This is a genomic window from Streptomyces sp. NPDC001663, from assembly GCF_042893105.1.
Lineage (GTDB): Bacteria > Actinomycetota > Actinomycetes > Streptomycetales > Streptomycetaceae > Streptomyces.
Genome location: NZ_JBIAUR010000008.1, coordinates 283,247 through 301,705 on the forward strand (window position 1 = coordinate 283,247; position 18,459 = coordinate 301,705).

The following is an 18,459-nucleotide window of genomic DNA, read 5'->3' on the forward strand; positions in this document are numbered from 1 at the left end:
CGGCGCATACTCCGGCCGCAGTACGGCCGGGTTGAGCTCACTCCACCCTTGGACGTACCAGCCCGGACTCGTACGCGATCACGACGAGCTGGGCCCGGTCGCGCGCGCCGAGCTTCGCCATGGCGCGGTTGACGTGGGTCTTCACGGTGAGCGGGCTGACCTCCAGCCGCTCGGCGATCTCGTCGTTCGAGTGGCCGCCGGCGACCTGGACGAGGACCTCGCGCTCGCGGACGGTCAGGGCGTCCAGCCGTTCGGTGCGGGCGGGGTCGCGGTCGTCGTCGCCCGCACCGCCCTGGGCGAGGAAGCGGGCGATCAGGCCCTTGGTGGCGGCCGGGGAGAGCAGGGCCTCGCCGCCGGCCGCGACGCGGATGGCGTTGAGCAGTTCGTCGGGCTCGGAGCCCTTGCCGAGGAAGCCGGAGGCGCCCGCGCGCAGGGACTGCACCACGTAGTCGTCGACCTCGAAGGTGGTCAGGATGACGATCCGGACGTGCGCGAGGGTGGGGTCGGTGCTGATCATCCGGGTGGCCGCGAGGCCGTCCGTGCCCGGCATCCGGATGTCCATCAGCACGACGTCGGCCCGCTCCTCCTTGGCCAGCCGCACCGCCTCCGCGCCGTCGGACGCCTCGCCCACGACCTCCATGTCGGGCTCGGAGTCGACGAGCACACGGAAGGCGCTGCGAAGCAGGGCCTGGTCGTCGGCGAGCAGGACGCGGATGGTCATGCGGGGTCCTTTGCGGGGCGTGAATTACTTGTCCTACGACAACTACCGTGAGGTGCGCGGAAGTTCCGCACGTCGGTCATACGGCGTCTTCCGCCGCCCGGGAGCGGGTCTTGACCGGCAGGATCGCATGGACGCGGAAGCCGCCGCCGTAGCGCGGGCCGGTGGTGAGGGTGCCGCGAATGGCGGTGACGCGCTCGCGCATGCCGAGGAGGCCGTGGCCGCCGCCGTTGTCGGGGTCGTTGTCCTCGCCGGTGCCGTTGTCCAGGACCGTGACCTCGATGTTCGGGCCGACGCGGACGACGCTGACCTCCGCCTTCGCCTCCGTGCCGGCGTGCTTCTGGACGTTGGTGAGGGCTTCCTGGATGACGCGGTAGACGGCCAGGTCGACGGCGGCGGGGAGGGTGGTGCCGTGGTCGGCGCGGGCGACCTCGACGTGCAGGCCGGCGCTGCGGAAGGTGCCGACGAGTTCGTCGAGGCGGTCGAGGCCGGGGGCGGGTTCGGTGGGGGCCTCGGGGTCGCCGGACTGGCGCAACAGGCCGACGGTGGCGCGCAGTTCGTTGAGCGCGGAGCGGCTGGCCTCGCGGACGTGGGCGAGGGCTTCCTTGGCCTGGTCGGGGCGCTTGTCCATGACGTGCGCGGCGACTCCGGCCTGCACGTTGACGAGCGCGATGTGGTGGGCGACGACGTCGTGCAGGTCGCGGGCGATACGGAGCCGCTCCTCGGCGACCCGGCGGCGGGCCTCCTCCTCGCGGGTGCGCTCGGCCCGCTCGGCGCGTTCGCGGATGGCCTGGACGACGGCTCTGCGGCTTCGTACCGCATCCCCTGCGGTCGCGCCGATGCCGGTCCAGGCGAAGATGGCGAGGTTCTCCTGGGCGTACCAGGGAAGCGGGCCGAACAGCATGGAGGCGCCGGTGAGGACCGTCATGGTGAGCAGGCCGAGGCGCCAGGTGGTGGGGCGGTCGGTGGTGGAGGCGACGGTGTAGAGGGCGATGACGGCGGACATCGCGACGGGGGCGCGGGGGTCGCCGACGACGCACTCCACGAGGGAGACGGTGCCGGTGAGGGCGAGGACCGTCCTGGGGGCGCGGCGGCGGAAGACCAGGGCGAGGGCGCCGAGGGCCATGAGCACGAGGGCGAGGACGTCGGGGGTGCGGACGCCCCAGGTGACGCCGTCCTTGCCGTGCGGGTCCACGAAGGAGCCGGCCACCATGCAGGCGAGGACGCCGGCCGCCAGGGTCGCGTCCAGCGCGAGGGGGTGCGCCTTCAGGCGACATCTGGTGCGTTCTAGCATGCCGCTCACATCTGAACAGTACGGTGCGCCTGTCCGGGCCGGAACTGGTGGTAGCCGTACCTTGGCGCGCCGTTGACCGGGGGCTTGCAGCCCCCGGCCCCCGTCACCCGGGAATCAGGCCGTCGTCGCTCAGCAGCTCCCGGACCTCCTCCAGCGTCGCGTCGGCCGACGGCAGGATGAGTTCCGACGGTTCCAGGGAGTCGTCCGGCAAGGGAGTGCCGAGTTCGCGGACCTTGGAGAGGAGGGCCGTCAGGGTGCGGCGGAAGCCGGGGCCGTCGCCGTTCTGCATTTCCTGGAGGAGCTCGTCGTCCAGTTTGTTCAGTTCGGTGAGGTGGCTGTCCGCCAGCCTCATCTGGCCCTCCCCCATGATCCTTACGATCATGTCGCCCATGTCGGCCTCCTAGGCGTGGCCCCTACTGCTTGTCGAAGCGCGGGGTGTCCTTCGGCTGCTGCTGGGACTGCGACTCGCCCGTGCCGCCCTCGATCGCCTGCTGGGGCGATCCTCCGGCGAGCTCCGCCTTCATGCGCTGCAGTTCCAGCTCTACATCCGTACCACCGGAGATCCGATCCAGCTCGGCCTGGATCTCGTCCTTGTGCATCCCGGAATGGTCGTCCAGGGCGCCCGAGGCGAGCAGTTCGTCGATCGCGCCGGCCCGGGCCTGGAGCTGCGCCGTCTTGTCCTCGGCACGCTGGATCGCCAGGCCGACGTCGCCCATCTCCTCCGAGATGCCGGAGAAGGCCTCGCCGATGCGGGTCTGGGCCTGGGCCGCGGTGTACGTGGCCTTGATGGTCTCCTTCTTCGTACGGAAGGCGTCGACCTTGGCCTGCAGGCGCTGGGCCGCCAGGGTGAGCTTCTCCTCCTCGCCCTGCAGCGTCGCGTGCTGCGTCTCCAGGTCCGTCACCTGCTGCTGGAGGGCGGCGCGGCGGGAGAGCGCCTCGCGGGCCAGGTCCTCACGGCCCAGCGCGAGCGCCTTGCGGCCCTGGTCCTCCAGCTTCGTGGACTGCGACTGCAGCTGGTTGAGCTGGAGCTCCAGGCGCTTGCGGGAGGTCGCCACGTCGGCGACGCCGCGGCGGACCTTCTGGAGCAGCTCCAGCTGCTTCTGGTACGAGTAGTCGAGGGTCTCGCGCGGGTCCTCGGCCCGGTCAAGGGCCTTGTTCGCCTTCGCGCGGAAGATCATCCCCATACGCTTCATGACACCGCTCATGGGCTTCGCGCGCCCCCTTCTGACGGACTTCCAGCTCCAGCTCTGCGACAGAACCCACAGTACGGGCCCTGCATCCATTGACGCACTGTTCCGGGACGGATGCGCTCATCCCCAAGGACGACTGCGTCCGGCCCCGCTCCGGCGTAGGGAGTAGGTGCTCCCCTGGGGAAAGCGCCCCCTCTGTCCCTTACATGACGACTGGTGTTGCCGGATCGTTCCCCGCCGGACTGGGGTCCAACCCCGGGCACCCCGTACCCTTGGGTTTTGTGTTCCGTAGCCGTTCCAAAGATGAGAAGGTCCCCACCGACAAGGTGCCGGTGACCGACTCCAACGAGTCCCGTCACCCCGAGGCCAAGAAGGGCCGCCCCACGCCGAAACGCAGTGAGGCCCAGTCCCAGCGCCGCAGCGTGGCCAACACGTCGATGACGCGCAAGGACGCCTCCAAGCGTCAGCGCGAGGAGCGCCGTGCCGCGCTGGACCGGCAGCGCCAGGCGCTGGCCGGCGGTGACGAGCGGTACCTGCCCGCCCGCGACAAGGGCCCGGTCCGCAAGTTCGCGCGTGACTTCATCGACTCGCGGTTCAACGTGGCGGAGTTCTTCCTGCCCATGGCCGTGGTCATCCTCGTGCTCAGCGTGGTGCGGGTGGCGTCGCTGCAGAACATCGCGCTGCTGCTGTGGCTCGTCGTGATCGTGCTCATCGTGCTCGACGCGTTCGTCACCGGTTTCCGTCTGAAGAAGCGGCTCGCCGAGCGCTTCCCCGACCAGAACCGCAAGGGTGCCGTCGCCTACGGCCTGATGCGTTCCCTCCAGATGCGTAGGCTCCGGCTGCCGAAGCCGCAGGTCAAGCGCGGAGAGCGGCCCTGAGCACGACGTCTTTCTCCGGGGGCGCGGCGGATGCCTGGCTGAGCAGGTTGGGCGGTCTGCGCAATGCCGTACGGCAGGAGCTGGTGGCGCGGCAGCTCGACGAGCAGATCGTGGCGCGGTTCCCGGTCGGGCAGCGGCTGCGGGTGCTCGATGTCGGGATGGGCCAGGGCACGCAGGCGCTGCGGCTGGCCCGGGCCGGGCATCAGGTGACCGGTGTCGAGCAGGACCCGAAGATGGTCGCGGCGGCGCGTGAGGCGCTGTCCGGTGAACCCGAGGGCATCCGCGAGCGGGTGCGGATCGTCGAGGGCGACGGACGCGACACCGGGGTCCACTTCCTGCCCGGCAGCTTCGACGTCGTGCTCTGCCACGGCGTACTCATGTACGTCGAGGAGCCGGACCCCCTGCTGGCCGGGCTCGCCCGGATGCTCGCCCACGGCGGGCTGCTCTCGCTGCTGGTCCGCAACGCCGACGCGCTCGCGATGCGGCCGGGCCTGTCCGGCGACTGGGCCGGCGCGCTGGGCGCCTTCGACACCGTCTCGTACACCAACCGGCTGGGCCTCGACGTCCGGGCCGACCGGCTGGCGACCCTGACCGCGACGCTCGCCGGGATCGGCGCGCCGCTGCACGCCTGGTACGGGGTGCGGGTGTTCACGGACACGGCGACGGACGACGCGGAGACCCCGGCCGACGCGGAGACACTGCTCGCGGCCGAGGAGCGGGCCGGGCGGACGGATCCGTACCGGTCGGTCGCGGCGCTGCTGCATCTGTGCGGAGTGCGCGGCTGAAGCTGTGTGGAGTGCGCGGCTGAGCCCATTCGGGCGCGCACCACAAGCCGGACATTCGACCCGAAGTCAGACTCGGGGCATGGATGTTTCCCGTATCCGTGGCCTGCGGCTGCTCGTGCCCGTGGCCGCGCTCTTCTGCACGCTCGCGCTCGTCACCGGCTGCTCCGGCTCCGGTCCCTCCTCGACCAAGGAGAAGTCGACGACGCAGGCCGCGCAGGCCGCCGTTCCGATGTCGGGCAACGACCTGCAGAGCGACTACCAGAGAGTGATCAAGGACGTTCTGCCGTCGGTCGTCCAGATCCAGGCCAGCAACGATCTGGGGTCGGGGATCGTGTACGACGACAAGGGGCACATCGTCACCAACGCGCACGTGGTCGGCGACGAGAAGACCTTCAAGGTGACGACGGCAGGCAGCGAGGACACGTTCACGGCCAAGCTCGTCTTCTCGTACCCGGAGCAGGACCTCGCGGTCGTCAAGCTGGACAGGATTCCGGACGGGCTGAAGGCGGCGACCGTCGCGGACTCGTCGAAGGTCATGGTCGGGCAGATCGTGCTGGCGATGGGCTCGCCGCTCGGGCTCTCCTCCAGCGTGACGCAGGGGATCGTGTCGGCGACCGGACGGACCGTCACCGAGGGCAGTTCGGACGGCGGCACGGGGGCGACCATCGGGAACATGGTGCAGACGTCCGCGGCCATCAACCCCGGCAACAGCGGCGGCGCCCTGGTCAACCTCGACGGGCAGATCGTCGGCATTCCGACACTCGCCGCCACCGACCCGAACTTCGGGGGCAGTGCGGCGCCCGGCATCGGGTTCGCGATCCCCTCGTCGATGGTGAAGACGGTCGCCGACCAGATCATCAAGAACGGCAGGGTCACCGACTCGGGCCGGGCCGCGCTCGGCATCACCGGCCGTACGGTCGTCGACGACAGCTTCCAGCCCGCCGGGGTGGCCGTGGTCTCGGTGAAGAGCGGCGGGGCGGCCGACAAGGCGGGCATCCAGGCCGGGGATGTCATCACCGGGCTGGGAAACACGGACATCACCACGATCACGTCCCTGTCCGAGGCGCTGGCCGCGGACAGCCCGGGGGACAGGACGACGGTGACGTACACACGCAACGGCAGTGAGACGAAGGCCGACGTGACGCTGGGCGAGCAGTGAGCAGGGGGCGGCTCGCACCGCCCCCTCCGTGCGGGTTACGCCTCTTCGGCGTGCAGGCTCATCGGCCCGTAGATCTCCGTGGAGTCCTCGTACAGCCGTACCTGGTCGGCGCCGCCGTCCTGCAGGGCCTTCCAGTGCTCCCCGATCCAGGACTCGGCGTCGCCCTGTGTGGTGAACTCCTCGGGCTGCACCGCGGGCGGGACCTCCGCCCCGTCGGACTTCTCGAACCGCCACGTCCATGCCGCCATGTAGGCCTCCCGTGTCCGAACACCTGCAAAACAGAAGCCGGATCTTGGTCCGGCTCCTGCGTGAAGACTAGTCGGATGCGCAGCACCTGCGCTCAGACGCGAAAATCACTTCCGTGGAAGTGACTCTGCTCGGCACCGGTGCCCCCGCGGGACTCCCCCGCCCCGACTGTCCCTGCGCGGCCTGTGCGGTTGCGCTCGGCGAGGACGCGCGGGCGGCCACTGCCGTCCTTGTGGACGGGACCCTGCTGCTCGATCTGACGCCGGGCGCGGCGTTCGCGGCCGCGCGGGCCGGGCACTCGCTCGGCGGTGTGCGGCAGGTGCTGCTGTCGCATCCGCACGACGGGCCCGCCGTCGAGGTGCCGGCGGGGCTGCCGCAGCCCGCGCGGGTGCCGGACGGGCGGGAGTTGGCGCTGCTGACGGGGCATCGGGTGCGGGCGGTGCCGATGGACTCGCCGGGCACCGGGTACGCGGTGACCGGGCCGAACGGGCAGCGGCTGCTGTATCTGCCGCCCGGGGGCGCGCCGGCCGGGCTGGAGAACGGCTCCGTGGAGTCGTACGACATGGTGCTCGCCGATGTCGTGGGGCGGCCGGACGCGCTGGCCAAGCTGCGGGCGGTGGGCGCCGTGGGGCCGACCACCGATGTCGTCGCCGTCCATCTGGACCATGACGTGCCGCCGGGGCCCGAGTTGCGGCGCCGGCTGGCCGCCGCGGGAGCGCGGGCCGTGCGGGACGGGGCGACGCTGACCGTCGGTGTGTACGAGGACGTGCCCGATGTGCCGCGCCGGACGCTGGTGCTGGGCGGGGCGCGGTCCGGGAAGTCCGTGGAGGCCGAGCGGCGGCTGGAGGCCTTCCCGGACGTGCTGTACGTGGCCACGGGCGGCTCGCGGAACGGGGACGTGGAGTGGGCCTCGCGGGTCGCCGTGCACCGGGAGCGGCGGCCCGGGTCGTGGCGTACGGCCGAGACCTGCGATCTGGTGCCGCTGCTGGCGGCGGAGGGGCCGCCGTTGCTCATCGACTGTCTGTCCCTGTGGCTGACGGACGCGATGGACTCCGTCGGGGCGTGGGACGACGCGGAGTGGGCGGACGGCGGGGAGCGGGCCCTCAGGGAGCGGGTGCGGGAGCTGACCGAGGCGGTGCGGGCGACCCGGCGGACCGTGGTCGCCGTATCCAATGAGGTGGGGTCGGGGATCGTGCCCGCCACGGCGTCCGGGCGGCGGTACCGCGATGAACTCGGGCGACTGAACGCGGCGTTCGCCGGGGAGTGCGAGCAGGTGGTGCTGGTGGTGGCGGGACAGGCGTCGGTGCTACGGGGCTGACGGCGCCCGGCGTGCGATGACCCGGTACGTCTGCGGGAACCGGCCCAGGACGTGCCGGCTCGTCGCGACGATCGTGCAGTCGTGGGAGTCGAGTCGGGTGCGGAGTTCGTCCGACTGCAACGAGGGGGTCTCCACGAGGAGGAGGCCGCCGGGGCGCAGGACCGTGAGGGCGGCGCGGAGTTCCTTGTCGGCGTCCGGGACGGGTGAGCGGTGGCGGAGCAGTGAGACGACGTCGTAGCGGGCGCGCAGGATCGTGGTGATGTGCGGGTCCGTCACGTGTCCCGTGAACGCCTCCTCGATGCGCTCGGCATGGCGGGCGTAGGCCACGCTCGTGGTGGGGTCGAGGCCGTCGAAGGAGGTGTAGGGGAAGAACTCCTTCGCCGTCTCGGGGAAGTGCGCGTCGCCGGTGCCCACGTCCAGCCAGCTCTCCGGTTCGGGCAGAAGCCGGTGGATCGCGCGGGCCGTCGAGCGGTGGCGTCGTTGTCGGTCGAGGACGCTGACACGGGTGCGCAGGCGTTCCATGGGGGCTCCCGGAGACGTAGAACAATCCGCTGCAAAACGGAACATATGGGGTCTCGATCTTGGGAGCAAAGACGTCACGCGCGCGTGGTGACCATGTGGCGCTGTCCTGTTCGATCGGTGCCGGTACTGTTCGGCGAATGAGCTCGCTTAATCTCGACGACTTCACCGACCTGATCGAGCGCCCCGACGGCGGGGTGCGCCGCGACGCCGAGGCGCGCCGGGAGCGTCAGGTCGTGCCGCCCGGGTCGCTGGGCCGCCTCGACGACCTGGGTGAGTGGCTGTCCGCGGCGCAGTCCGCCGTGCCGGTGCGGCCGATCGAACGGCCGCGGGTGGTGCTCTTCGCCGGTGACCACGGAATCGCCGAACTGGGCGTCTCCGCACAGCCTTTGGGCACCGCGGACCGGCTGGTGCGGGAGGTCCTGGAGGGCGGCCGTCCGGTGTCGGTGCTCGCCCGGCGGCTGGGCGTGCCGGTGCGGATCGTCGACATGTCCCTGGACTGCGACCCCGAGACCCTGCCCGACGAGGTCGTACGGCACCGGGTGCGGCGCGGCAGCGGGCGGATCGACGTCGAGGACGCGCTGACGCTCGAGGAGGCGGAGGCCGCGTTCCTCGCGGGCGTCGCGGTGGCCGACGAGGAGGCCGACGCCGGTACGGATCTGGTGGTGCTCGGTGATGTCAGCGTCGGCGGGACCACGGTGGCGGGCGTGCTGATCGCCGCGCTGTGCGGGACCGACGCGTCGGTCGTCACCGGGCGGGGCGGGCTCGCGATCGACGACCTGGCGTGGATGCGCAAGTGTGCGGCGATCCGCGACGCGCTGCGCCGGGCCCGGCCGGTGCTCGGGGACCAGCTGCAGCTGCTGGCGACCGTGGGCGGCGCCGACGTCGCCGCGATCACCGGATTCCTGCTGCAGAGCGCGGTGCGCAAGACGCCGGTGATCCTGGACGGGGTCGTGGTGGCCGCGTGTGCGCTGGTGGGCCAGCGGATCGCGTTCCGGGCGCCGGACTGGTGGCTGGCCGCGCACGACAGCGGCGAGCCCGGACAGGCGAAGGCCCTGGACCGGATGGCCCTGGAGCCGCTGCTCTCGCACGGGGTGACCGTGGGCGAGGGCGCGGGCGCCCTGCTGGCGCTGCCGCTGGTGCAGGCCGCGGCCGCGCTGGCCGCCGAGTTGCCCGAGAAGCCGCAGGCCGTGGAGGAACCGGAGAAGGAAGAGAAAGAAGAAAAGGAAGACACCGAGTAGGCCGGAGAAGGGTCGGAAGTCGACCGACCCCAGCCGAAAGATGGAGTGGTTGGCCAGGGCATCCCCCATATGATCCCCTCTCATGGGAGATGCCCGAATTGACGCCCCGCAGGTACGCACCCCGGCACCGCCGGGTGAGCAGGCCCGTCCGTCCACCACCGCCTCGCGGCGGGCCGCCGCCTTCGCCGTCTGGTACCTGCGAGCCGTCGCGTTCGTCAACTTCCTGAGCGCCGTATGGGTCTCCCTGGGGCAGGACGTGCGACGGCACAACCAGGAGAACTTCTTCACGCCGTACCTGCTGACGGCCGGCTTCGCCTCCGGTGTGTTCACGGCGTTCCTCGCCATCACCATGCGGCGCCGCAAGCGCGCCGCATGGATCCTGAACCTCGCCCTCGCGGGCCCCTTCCTCGCGCTGTTCGCCTTCGCCATGACGTTCGCGGAGATCCGGCAGTACGCCCAGAACTGGATCTCCCTCGGCCTGACCGCCGCCTTCCTCGCCGCACTGCTGGTCGGGCGGCGCGAGTTCTACGCCAAGGGCGACCGCTCGAACCCGAGGCTCGCCGCGGCCGTCGCGGTGGGCAGCACGCTGGTCGCCTCGCTGCTGGCCGCGCTGCTGGTGACGGTCACCAACCAGGCGCCGGACGCGGCCCGTTCGACGTTCCCAGAGCGCTGGCGCTACGGCACCTTCCGCCTGGTCTCGGTCGCCGTCGACGAGTCCCACTTCCCCGGCGTCGACGCGCCCAACTGGGTCAACGTCGCCATCAACGTGCTCAGCACGCTCATCGTCCTCGCCGTGTTCTACGCCGCCTTCCGTTCCCGGCGCGCCGTCGACCCGCTCACCGAGGACGACGAGAAGCAGTTGCGGGCGCTGCTGGAGCGGCACGGCGAGCGGGACTCGCTCGGGTACTTCTCGCTGCGGCGGGAGAAGAGCGTCGTGTGGTCGCCGACCGGGAAGGCGGCCGTGGCGTACCGGGTCGTGGGGGGTGTCTCACTGGCCTCCGGTGATCCGATCGGCGACCTGGAGGCCTGGCCCGGTGCCATCGAGCCATGGCTGGCCGAGGCGCGCGCCCACGGGTGGATCCCGGCGGTGATGGGGGCGAGCGAGGAGGCCGGGACCGTGTACGCGCGGCACGGTCTGGACGCGCTGGAGCTCGGCGACGAGGCCCTGGTCGAGGTCGCCGAGTTCACCCTCGAAGGACGTGCCATGCGCACCGTGCGGCAGGCCTACAACCGGGTGAAGCGGGCCGGGTACACCGTGCGCATCCGACGGCACGAGGACATTCCGGCCGACGAGATGGCGTATCTGCTGAAGCGGGCGGACGACTGGCGCGACGGGGCCACCGAGCGCGGGTTCAGCATGGCGCTGGGGCGGCTCGGGGACCCCGAGGACGGGCAGTGCGTGATGCTCGAATGCAGCGACGGCGACGGCGAGTTGAGGGCGCTGCTCTCCTTCGTGCCGTGGGGGCCGGGCGGGCTCTCGCTCGACCTCATGCGGCGCGACCGCGACTCCGACAACGGGCTGATGGAGTTCATGGTGATCGAACTCCTGCGCCGTGCCGCAGAGATCAAGATCACCCAGGTGTCACTCAACTTCGCCATGTTCCGTTCGGTCTTTGAACGTGGCGCACGTCTTGGTGCCGGGCCGGTGCTGAGGCTGTGGCGCTCACTGCTCAGCTTCTTCTCGCGCTGGTGGCAGATCGAGTCGCTGTACCGCGCCAACGCCAAGTACCGGCCCATCTGGGAGCCGCGCTTCCTGCTCTTCGAGAAGAGCGCGGACCTGCCGCGCATCGGCATCGCGTCGGCGCGCGCCGAGGGGTTCCTGGAGGCGCCGGGGCTGCCGAAGTGGCTGCACCGCAAGCACCTGGAAACGCACAGATGAGGACCGCCGGATGAGGACCACCGGATGAAGAGGCTCGCCCGCTGGGCCCGCGCCGAATGGGGACTCCTGTACGTCACGGTGCGGGAGCCCCTGGTCAAGCGGCGCTGGCGGGCGATCCCGATGACCCTCGGGGCGGTGGTCCTGACGGCGGTCATCCAGATCGTGCAGAACCAGTCGTGGGGCTACCAGTTCGTACAGAACATCGGGGCGGTCCGGGCCGAGGACCCGCTGTGGCTGGCGCTCCTGCGCACCCCCCTGTCGCTGTTCGTCCCGGCGCTGGACCTCCCCGTCTGGGGTGCGCTCGCACAGATCCTGTTCGTGTTCGGGATCGCGGAGATCTGCCTCGGCCGCTGGCGCACGCTCGTCATCGCCTACGCCGCCACCCTCGCCGGGACCCTGTACGCGCGCCTGGGCATCTGGCTGGGCTTCGACAACCCCTTCGGGCTGCCCTCGGGGGACGCCCGGGTCGTGGACACCGGGCCGTCGGCGGCCGTGGTGGGCCTCGCCGTGTTCCTCGGGTGGCGCTACGGCGCGTACGTCACGGCGTGTGCGGTGACGGCGGCGATGGCGGTCGAGGTGCTGCTGAAGGGAAACCTCGCCGGCAAGGAGCACATGGCGGCGATCGCGGCGGTGGGCGTGCTGTGCCTGATCTCCGCGCTACGGCACCGTCACCGGCCGATGGCGCGGTTCAGCTCGGGATCGGGCTTTCCGCCGAGCAGATCCTGAAACTTGCGGCGCGGTCCGGCCCATCGCTTGTCGTGGTGGTAGGCGCGCAGGGTGGCCCTGGCGCGGGCGCGCGGGCGGCGGCGGTAGAAGCGTCTGGCCCACGGCGAGGCGGGGCGGGCCAGCCGGACGAAGCCGATCAGGCCGATGAACGGAATGATCACGCTGAAGATCGCCATCCGGGCCTTGCCCTTGCTCAGGACGGCCAGCGAGAACAGGAAGTTGACCACGACGGTCGAGATCACGCTGCCGCGGTCCTGCAGCTCGTCCTGGGTCATGTCGTTGACCCCGAACGGCGAGAAGCCCGCCAGCATCAGCCCCACCAGGGCCGCCGTGAGCACCACGACCTCGACGCTCTTGCGGCCCTCCTCGCTCCAGTAGACGTCGTCGAGATGCAGGATCAGCGCGAACTCGTCGAGGACCAGGCCCGCGCCCATGCCGAAGACGACCGCGAAGACGGCCGCACCGAACCCGTACCGGCTGCTGGCGACCGCCCCGAAGCCGCCGAGGACGGTGAGGACGACGCCGGGCACCACGTGGTGGATGTGCACCCCGCCCGCCTTGACGTTGCCGAAGGGCCCCTTGCCCGCCCGGATGAGGCGGGTGATGAGCCGGGTGATGAGGAACGTCAGCACGAACGCGGTGAGGGCGAGCAGCAACGGCAGTTTGCCCGGTTCGATGACGTTGCGCTGAAGCCAATGTCCCATAAGCGCACTTTATCCACGGAGGCCGCCGCTCTCCTGGCAACCGCCGGGTAACCTGCGCCGGTGCCCGAACCCTCCAAGACCCCCTGGCCGGACGGCCTTCGCTTCGCCTTCGGCACTCTCACCGTGCTCCCGGTGAAGGTGACCCGCTGGGACCGGGACGCGGCCCGCGGCGGCATGCTCTGCGCCCCGCTCGCCGGGCTGGCCGTCGGCGGGTGCGCGGCCCTGGTCGGCGTACTGCTGCTGGCACTGGGCGCGGGCCCGCTGCTCGCCGCCGTCGCCTCCGCCGCCGTACCCGCCGCGCTCACCCGTGGTCTGCACCTCGACGGGCTCGCGGACGCCGCGGACGGGCTCGGCAGCGGCAAGCCCGCCGAGGACGCGCTGCGGATCATGAAGCAGTCGGACATCGGGCCGTTCGGGGTGATCACCCTCGTCCTGGTCCTGCTCGCCCAGGTGGCCGCACTCGCTCAGGCCTACGGCGACTCGTGGGCCCGGGGCGCGCTCGCCGCCGTCGTCTCGGCGGCCGCCGCCCGCCTCGCGCTCACCCTGGCCGCCCGGGCGGGCGTGCCGGCCGCCCGTCCGGAGGGGCTGGGGGCGGCGGTCGCGGGCGTGGTTCCGGTACGGGCGGCGGGGCTCGCGGCGGTTCTCGTGACCGGGGCGGCCGCGGCCGGGGGTGCGCTCGTGGGGACGTACGACATCGTCCGTACGGCGGCGGCGGTGATCGCCTCTGTCGCCGTGGCCGAACTCCTCCTGCGCCACTGCACGCGCCGCTTCGGCGGGGTGACCGGCGATGTGTTCGGCGGGCTGGCCGAGACGGCTGCGACGGTTTCGCTCATCGTGCTTTCGCTGGGGCAGTAGTCTCTTCCGCCGTACACGGACAAATGATCGTGATCGGGGGATGTTCGTGCCGAAGCTTCGTCGTGCCGTGGCCTGGTTCATCGACTTCGCGCTGGTGCTCACGCTGGCGACCGGGCTGGCCGTGCTCACCTTCCACCGGATATCGGCGCTCGTCACCGACGTGCCCGAGCTGGCCGCCCGCGGCGGTCTCGACCTGCTGACCTCGCGCGGCGACGTGATCGACGCCTCTCAGGGCCTCGGGCTGTCGCTGTGGGACAAGGCGGTCCTCGACGTCGAAGAGGCCTTCGGGGTGCTGATCGTGGCGGCCTTCCTCTACCAGTGGGGCTGCCTGGCGTTCGCCGGGCGGACCGTCGGCAAGGGGCTGCTCGGGCTGAAGGTCACCCCGAGCGCCCCTCGCCGCGCCGCGGTGCGTGCCGCGGTGACCACGGCCGCCGACATCGCGATCTACGCCGTCGCCTGCGTGCTGCTGGTCGAGGGGTACTTCGTGCTGTCGGTGCTGGTGTGGACGCTGGCCGTCGTCGTGTTCTTCCTCAACGCGCTGCCGGTCTTCTCCCCCACCCGACGCTCCCTCGCCGACCGGGTGGCCGGTACCGCGGTCACCGGGCTCGGCATCAGCACGCCCGGCGCCACACCCCCAGTTCGTACTTTTTGAGCATCGAGCTCAGCTTCAGTCGGCGGGACTGTGCGCAGAAGCGGCTCGTCGGCAGCTCGTACTCGACGTGGAAGACCGCCTTGTCCGCCTTGATGAAGGGCTTCATGGCGGCGCACTCGCCGTACTGGGCGCACTGTTCGTTGACCGCGAAGTCGAAGTCCCCCACCAGTGCCGGGATTTGGCCCAGGTCGTTCTTCAGGCCGACCGCCATGCCGCGGTCGTGGGCCAGCTTGGCGATCAGGCGGTTGTAGCGGAGCTGGTCGGCGGCCTTGAGGGGGAAGCCGGTGCTGTTCTTGTAGCCGTCCATGTTGTCGGGCTCGACCGCGTCGAAGCCCTTCTTGCGGCACATGTCGAAGCGGGCCGCCATCAGCGGTTCCAGTACGTCCGTGCGACGGATGTCGAGCCAGCGCTCGCCCTTCCAGCCGTTGCCCTTGCCGATCACCGACTTGGGGAACTTCTTGGCGTCGGGCCGCCAGTCCTCCCAGGCGCCGGTGGAGATGTAGCAGATGACCTTGCGGTCCTTGCGGTGCAGCGTGGTGACCGTCGCCCTGGGCTGGTCGAAGCCGTCGATGTCGTAGACCGGCACGTCGACGGAGGTGTCGACGCGGCCGCTGAGCTGCCACTGCCAGGCCACGCCGGGGCGCGGCCGCCAGCGTTCGCCGGACGGCTTGGAGTCGGCCACGGTGCTGCAGCCCGCCAGCAGAAGCAGGGCGAGCAGGGGGATGGTGCGTCTCAACGCGCTGGCTCCAGGGTGTGGGGAAGCGTTCCCCACGGATGATCTCCGATGCCGGTTACGGCGCAGTACACCGAGGCCCCCTTTGCCCGGGCCGGTCAATTGCCCGTCCCTCCCCCCAGAAGATCCCGCTGTGGCAGCCTCGAGGAGGATCGGGAAATGGCCACCGCGTCACCCGCAGGTGAACGACGACAGGAGGGCGACAGGAACGAGCCGGCGCACGCACGCGCGTAGGCTCATCCCGAGTGTTCGCCGCACCGGGGAAGGCCCCGCTGGAAACGCACCCTGAACTCGGATCTAGGGTCGGCTGTCGGGCCCGGTCGACCCACACAGATCGACTACAGAAACTTCACATCGGAAGCGAGATTTCACCACCGTGACTGCTCTCACTCTCAGCACCGCCGCGGCGTCCGGTCTGCGGGCCGACGCGATCGTGATCGGTGTGGCCAAGGGCGCGAAGGGCCCGGTCGTCGCACCGGGCGCCGAGGCCGTGGACAAGGCCTACGACGGCAGGCTCGCCGGCGTCCTGGAGACCCTCGGTGCCTCCGGCGCCGAGGGCGAGGTGACGAAGCTGCCGGCGCCGTCCGGCTTCAAGGCCCCGCTCGTGGTGGCGGTGGGCCTGGGTTCGGAGCCCGAGAAGGACTCCGGCTATGCCGCCGAGTCGCTGCGCAAGGCCGCCGGTGCCGCCGCCCGTACCCTCGCCGGCGCCAAGAAGGCCGCCTTCCTACTGCCGATCGGGGACGCCTCGGACGTCGGCGCGATCGGCGAGGGCGTGCTGCTCGGCGCGTACTCCTTCGACGCCTACAAGGAGAACGGCAAGGACGAGAAGGCCAAGAACGGCAAGGCCCCGCTCGCCGAGGCCGCGCTGCTCGGCGCCAAGCCGCGCGACAAGGAGCACAAGGCGGCCGTCGAGCGCGCCACCGCCGTCGCCGAGGAGCTCAACCGCGCCCGCGACCTGATCAACATGCCGCCGAACGACCTCGACCCGGAGGCGTTCGCGGCCGTCGCGACGGCCGCGGCCAAGGAGCACGGCCTCAAGGTGCAGGTGCTCGACGAGAAGGCACTGGAGAAGGGCGGCTACGGCGGCATCCTCGGCGTCGGCGCCGGCTCCGCGGCGGGCCCGCGGCTGGTGAAGCTGTCGTACACCTCCTCCAAGGCGAAGAAGCACCTCGCGCTCGTCGGCAAGGGCATCACCTACGACTCGGGCGGCATCTCGCTGAAGCCGGCGGGCCACAACGAGACGATGAAGTGCGACATGAGCGGTGCGGCGGCGGTCTTCGCGGCCGTGGTCGCGGCCGCGCGTCTCGGCCTCGAGGTCAATGTGACCGGCTGGCTGGCCCTCGCCGAGAACATGCCGTCAGGTTCCGCGACCCGGCCCGGTGACGTGCTGCGCATGTACAGCGGCAAGACGGTCGAGGTCCTCAACACGGACGCGGAGGGCCGCCTGGTCCTGGCCGACGCGCTGTGGGCCGCCTCGCTGGAGAAGCCGGACGCCATCGTCGACGTCGCGACCCTGACCGGCGCGATGATGCTGGCGCTGGGCAGCCGGACGTTCGGGATCATGGCGAACGACGACGCGTTCCGCTCCGCGCTGCACGAGGCCGCCGAGGAGGTCGGCGAGCCGGCCTGGCCGATGCCGCTGCCGGAGCACCTGCGCAAGGGCATGGACTCCCCCACCGCCGACATCGCCAACATGGGTGAGCGGATGGGTGGCGGCCTGGTCGCAGGCCTGTTCCTGCGGGAGTTCGTGGGCGAGGGCATCACCTGGGCGCACCTGGACATCGCGGGTCCGGCCTTCAACGAGGGCGGGCCGTTCGGCTACACCCCCAAGGGCGGTACGGGCACAGCAGTGCGGACGCTGGTTCGGCTGGCCGAACTCACCGCCGCCGGCGACCTCGGGTGAGGTTGCTCTGAATGAAAGGGGGCTCCGCGCGCGGGTAGGGCGGAGCCCCCTCATTCATGCGCCTCATCGGTCCGCTCGACCGAACGTGGGACGTCTCACACACCGGCCCGGCGTCTCGAACGCCCCGGACAAGTGCGAAGATGGGGCTCGGCAGGACAGGGCCCCCACCACAGGGCCGAAGAATGAGCGGCCGGACACCAGCCGCCGACCGGTCACCGCTGACCGGCGTGGCGCACATGCATGGAGGACGTGACGTGGCGAACGACGCCAGCACCGTTTTCGACCTAGTGATCCTCGGCGGTGGTAGTGGCGGTTACGCCGCGGCCCTGCGCGGAGCGCAGCTGGGCCTGGACGTCGCCCTGATCGAGAAGGACAAGGTCGGCGGTACCTGCCTGCACCGTGGGTGCATCCCCACCAAGGCCCTGCTGCACGCGGGCGAGATCGCCGACCAGGCCCGCGAGAGCGAGCAGTTCGGTGTGAAGGCCAGCTTCGAGGGCATCGACATCGCCGGGGTCCACAAGTACAAGGACGGCGTGATCTCCGGCCTGTACAAGGGACTCCAGGGCCTCGTCGCCTCCCGCAAGGTGACGTACATCGAGGGTGAGGGCCGCCTGTCCTCCCCGACCTCCGTCGACGTCAACGGCCAGCGCGTCCAGGGCCGCCACGTTCTGCTGGCGACCGGCTCCGTGCCGAAGTCTCTGCCGGGCCTGGAGATCGACGGCAACCGCATCATCTCCTCCGACCACGCCCTCGTCCTGGACCGCGTTCCGAAGTCCGCGATCATCCTGGGCGGCGGTGTCATCGGCGTCGAGTTCGCCTCCGCCTGGAAGTCCTTCGGTGCGGACGTCACCGTCATCGAGGGCCTCAAGCACCTCGTCCCGGTCGAGGACGAGAACTCCTCCAAGCTTCTTGAGCGCGCGTTCCGCAAGCGCGGCATCAAGTTCAACCTGGGCACCTTCTTCTCCAAGGCCGAGTACACCGCCGACGGCGTCAAGGTCACCCTCGCCGACGGCAAGGAGTTCGAGGCCGAGGTCCTGCTGGTGGCGGTGGGCCGCGGCCCGGTCTCCGCCGGTCTCGGCTACGAGGAGCAGGGCGTCGCGATGGACCGCGGCTACGTCCTCGTCGACGAGTACATGCGCACCAACGTCCCGACCATCTCCGCCGTCGGCGACCTCGTCCCGACGCTCCAGCTCGCGCACGTCGGCTTCGCCGAGGGCATCCTGGTGGCGGAGCGTCTGGCCGGTCTGAAGACCGTTCCGATCGACTACGACGGCGTGCCCCGGGTGACGTACTGCCACCCCGAGGTCGCCTCCGTGGGCATCACCGAGGCCAAGGCCAAGGAGATCTACGGCGCGGACAAGGTCGTCGCTCTGAAGTACAACCTCGCGGGCAACGGCAAGAGCAAGATCCTGAACACCTCGGGCGAGATCAAGCTCGTCCAGGTCAAGGACGGTGCCGTGGTCGGCGTCCACATGGTCGGCGACCGCATGGGCGAGCAGGTCGGCGAGGCCCAGCTGATCTACAACTGGGAGGCGCTGCCCGCCGAGGTCGCCCAGCTCATCCACGCCCACCCGACGCAGAACGAGGCGCTCGGCGAGGCCCACCTGGCCCTGGCCGGCAAGCCCCTTCACTCGCACGACTGACCCTCGGTCGACGAAG

General features: G+C 71.0%; 19 protein-coding genes. 11 read left to right on the top strand and 8 right to left on the bottom strand.

Annotated features, from left to right (window positions below; all coding sequences use genetic code 11):
- Positions 1-37 precede the first annotated feature (37 nt).
- The 4 genes from ACFY1L_RS26455 to ACFY1L_RS26470 all read right to left on the bottom strand — a co-directional run bounded on the left by ACFY1L_RS26455 (position 38) and on the right by ACFY1L_RS26470 (position 3,190).
- Positions 38-721, bottom strand: coding sequence for a response regulator (locus ACFY1L_RS26455; RefSeq protein ID WP_388829141.1), 684 nt, complete (start codon positions 719-721; stop codon positions 38-40).
- Between the two features lie 76 nt (positions 722-797).
- Positions 798-2,012, bottom strand: coding sequence for a sensor histidine kinase (locus ACFY1L_RS26460; protein ID WP_388829864.1), 1,215 nt, complete (start codon positions 2,010-2,012; stop codon positions 798-800).
- 103 nt (positions 2,013-2,115) lie between these two features.
- Positions 2,116-2,394, bottom strand: a complete 279-nt coding sequence (locus ACFY1L_RS26465; RefSeq protein ID WP_388829867.1) for a hypothetical protein — start codon at positions 2,392-2,394, stop codon at positions 2,116-2,118.
- 31 nt (positions 2,395-2,425) lie between these two features.
- Entirely contained in the window at positions 2,426-3,190 is a 765-nt protein-coding gene (locus ACFY1L_RS26470; protein WP_388829870.1) for a PspA/IM30 family protein, read from the bottom strand.
- A 218-nt stretch (positions 3,191-3,408) separates the two neighbouring features.
- Here ACFY1L_RS26470 and ACFY1L_RS26475 point away from each other — a divergent pair, with 218 nt between their 5' ends.
- The 3 genes from ACFY1L_RS26475 (at position 3,409) to ACFY1L_RS26485 (ending at position 6,024) form a co-directional block, all read left to right on the top strand.
- Positions 3,409-4,080, top strand: coding sequence for a DUF3043 domain-containing protein (locus ACFY1L_RS26475; protein ID WP_388829144.1), 672 nt, complete (start codon positions 3,409-3,411; stop codon positions 4,078-4,080).
- An 83-nt stretch (positions 4,081-4,163) separates the two neighbouring features.
- The gene (locus ACFY1L_RS26480) at positions 4,164-4,865 is read left to right on the top strand and encodes a class I SAM-dependent methyltransferase (RefSeq protein WP_388829872.1); all 702 of its coding nucleotides are present in this window, start codon (positions 4,164-4,166) and stop codon (positions 4,863-4,865) included.
- 79 nt (positions 4,866-4,944) lie between these two features.
- On the top strand, positions 4,945-6,024 hold the full coding sequence (locus ACFY1L_RS26485; protein WP_388829147.1) for a S1C family serine protease: 1,080 nt from the start codon (positions 4,945-4,947) through the stop codon (positions 6,022-6,024).
- Between the two features lie 35 nt (positions 6,025-6,059).
- Here the strand turns inward: ACFY1L_RS26485 and ACFY1L_RS26490 are convergent, their stop codons facing one another.
- The gene (locus tag ACFY1L_RS26490) at positions 6,060-6,272 is read right to left on the bottom strand and encodes a hypothetical protein (protein WP_361256597.1); all 213 of its coding nucleotides are present in this window, start codon (positions 6,270-6,272) and stop codon (positions 6,060-6,062) included.
- A 113-nt stretch (positions 6,273-6,385) separates the two neighbouring features.
- Between ACFY1L_RS26490 and ACFY1L_RS26495 the strand changes: the two genes are divergently transcribed.
- Entirely contained in the window at positions 6,386-7,588 is a 1,203-nt protein-coding gene (locus ACFY1L_RS26495) for a bifunctional adenosylcobinamide kinase/adenosylcobinamide-phosphate guanylyltransferase (RefSeq protein WP_388829150.1), read from the top strand.
- Here ACFY1L_RS26495 and ACFY1L_RS26500 read toward each other — a convergent pair.
- Entirely contained in the window at positions 7,577-8,110 is a 534-nt protein-coding gene (locus ACFY1L_RS26500) for a class I SAM-dependent methyltransferase (protein ID WP_388829153.1), read from the bottom strand. The genes ACFY1L_RS26495 and ACFY1L_RS26500 overlap by 12 nt on opposite strands.
- A gap of 137 nt (positions 8,111-8,247) precedes the next feature.
- Here ACFY1L_RS26500 and cobT point away from each other — a divergent pair, with 137 nt between their 5' ends.
- The 3 genes from cobT (at position 8,248) to ACFY1L_RS26515 (ending at position 11,953) form a co-directional block, all read left to right on the top strand.
- Positions 8,248-9,348 (top strand): nicotinate-nucleotide--dimethylbenzimidazole phosphoribosyltransferase, encoded by a 1,101-nt coding sequence (gene cobT, locus ACFY1L_RS26505; RefSeq protein ID WP_388829156.1) that lies wholly within the window; start codon positions 8,248-8,250, stop codon positions 9,346-9,348.
- Between the two features lie 82 nt (positions 9,349-9,430).
- Positions 9,431-11,227, top strand: coding sequence for a phosphatidylglycerol lysyltransferase domain-containing protein (locus ACFY1L_RS26510; RefSeq protein ID WP_388829159.1), 1,797 nt, complete (start codon positions 9,431-9,433; stop codon positions 11,225-11,227).
- A gap of 24 nt (positions 11,228-11,251) precedes the next feature.
- On the top strand, positions 11,252-11,953 hold the full coding sequence (locus tag ACFY1L_RS26515) for a hypothetical protein (protein WP_388829162.1): 702 nt from the start codon (positions 11,252-11,254) through the stop codon (positions 11,951-11,953).
- On the opposite strand, the gene ACFY1L_RS26520 is transcribed toward ACFY1L_RS26515, so the two are convergent.
- Complete coding sequence (locus ACFY1L_RS26520) at positions 11,896-12,657, bottom strand: hypothetical protein (RefSeq protein ID WP_388829165.1); 762 nt, start codon at positions 12,655-12,657, stop codon at positions 11,896-11,898. The two genes, ACFY1L_RS26515 and ACFY1L_RS26520, sit on opposite strands and share 58 nt — an antisense overlap.
- 60 nt (positions 12,658-12,717) lie before the next feature.
- On the opposite strand from ACFY1L_RS26520, the gene ACFY1L_RS26525 reads away from it, so the two are divergent.
- Both ACFY1L_RS26525 and ACFY1L_RS26530 read left to right on the top strand, forming a co-directional pair.
- Entirely contained in the window at positions 12,718-13,512 is a 795-nt protein-coding gene (locus tag ACFY1L_RS26525) for an adenosylcobinamide-GDP ribazoletransferase (RefSeq protein WP_388829168.1), read from the top strand.
- 46 nt (positions 13,513-13,558) lie between these two features.
- Complete coding sequence (locus tag ACFY1L_RS26530; RefSeq protein WP_388829171.1) at positions 13,559-14,164, top strand: RDD family protein; 606 nt, start codon at positions 13,559-13,561, stop codon at positions 14,162-14,164.
- Here ACFY1L_RS26530 and ACFY1L_RS26535 read toward each other — a convergent pair.
- Positions 14,124-14,900 carry an endo alpha-1,4 polygalactosaminidase gene (locus tag ACFY1L_RS26535; RefSeq protein WP_388829174.1) on the bottom strand — a complete coding sequence of 259 codons (777 nt, stop codon included), beginning with the start codon at positions 14,898-14,900 and terminating at the stop codon, positions 14,124-14,126. The two genes, ACFY1L_RS26530 and ACFY1L_RS26535, sit on opposite strands and share 41 nt — an antisense overlap.
- A gap of 373 nt (positions 14,901-15,273) precedes the next feature.
- Between ACFY1L_RS26535 and ACFY1L_RS26540 the strand changes: the two genes are divergently transcribed.
- A complete protein-coding gene (locus ACFY1L_RS26540) occupies positions 15,274-16,800 on the top strand; it encodes a leucyl aminopeptidase (RefSeq protein ID WP_388829177.1) in 1,527 nt (508 codons plus the stop codon).
- Positions 16,801-17,054: 254 nt separating this feature from the next.
- Positions 17,055-18,443 carry a dihydrolipoyl dehydrogenase gene (lpdA, locus tag ACFY1L_RS26545; protein WP_388829179.1) on the top strand — a complete coding sequence of 463 codons (1,389 nt, stop codon included), beginning with the start codon at positions 17,055-17,057 and terminating at the stop codon, positions 18,441-18,443.
- Positions 18,444-18,459: the final 16 nt, after the last annotated feature.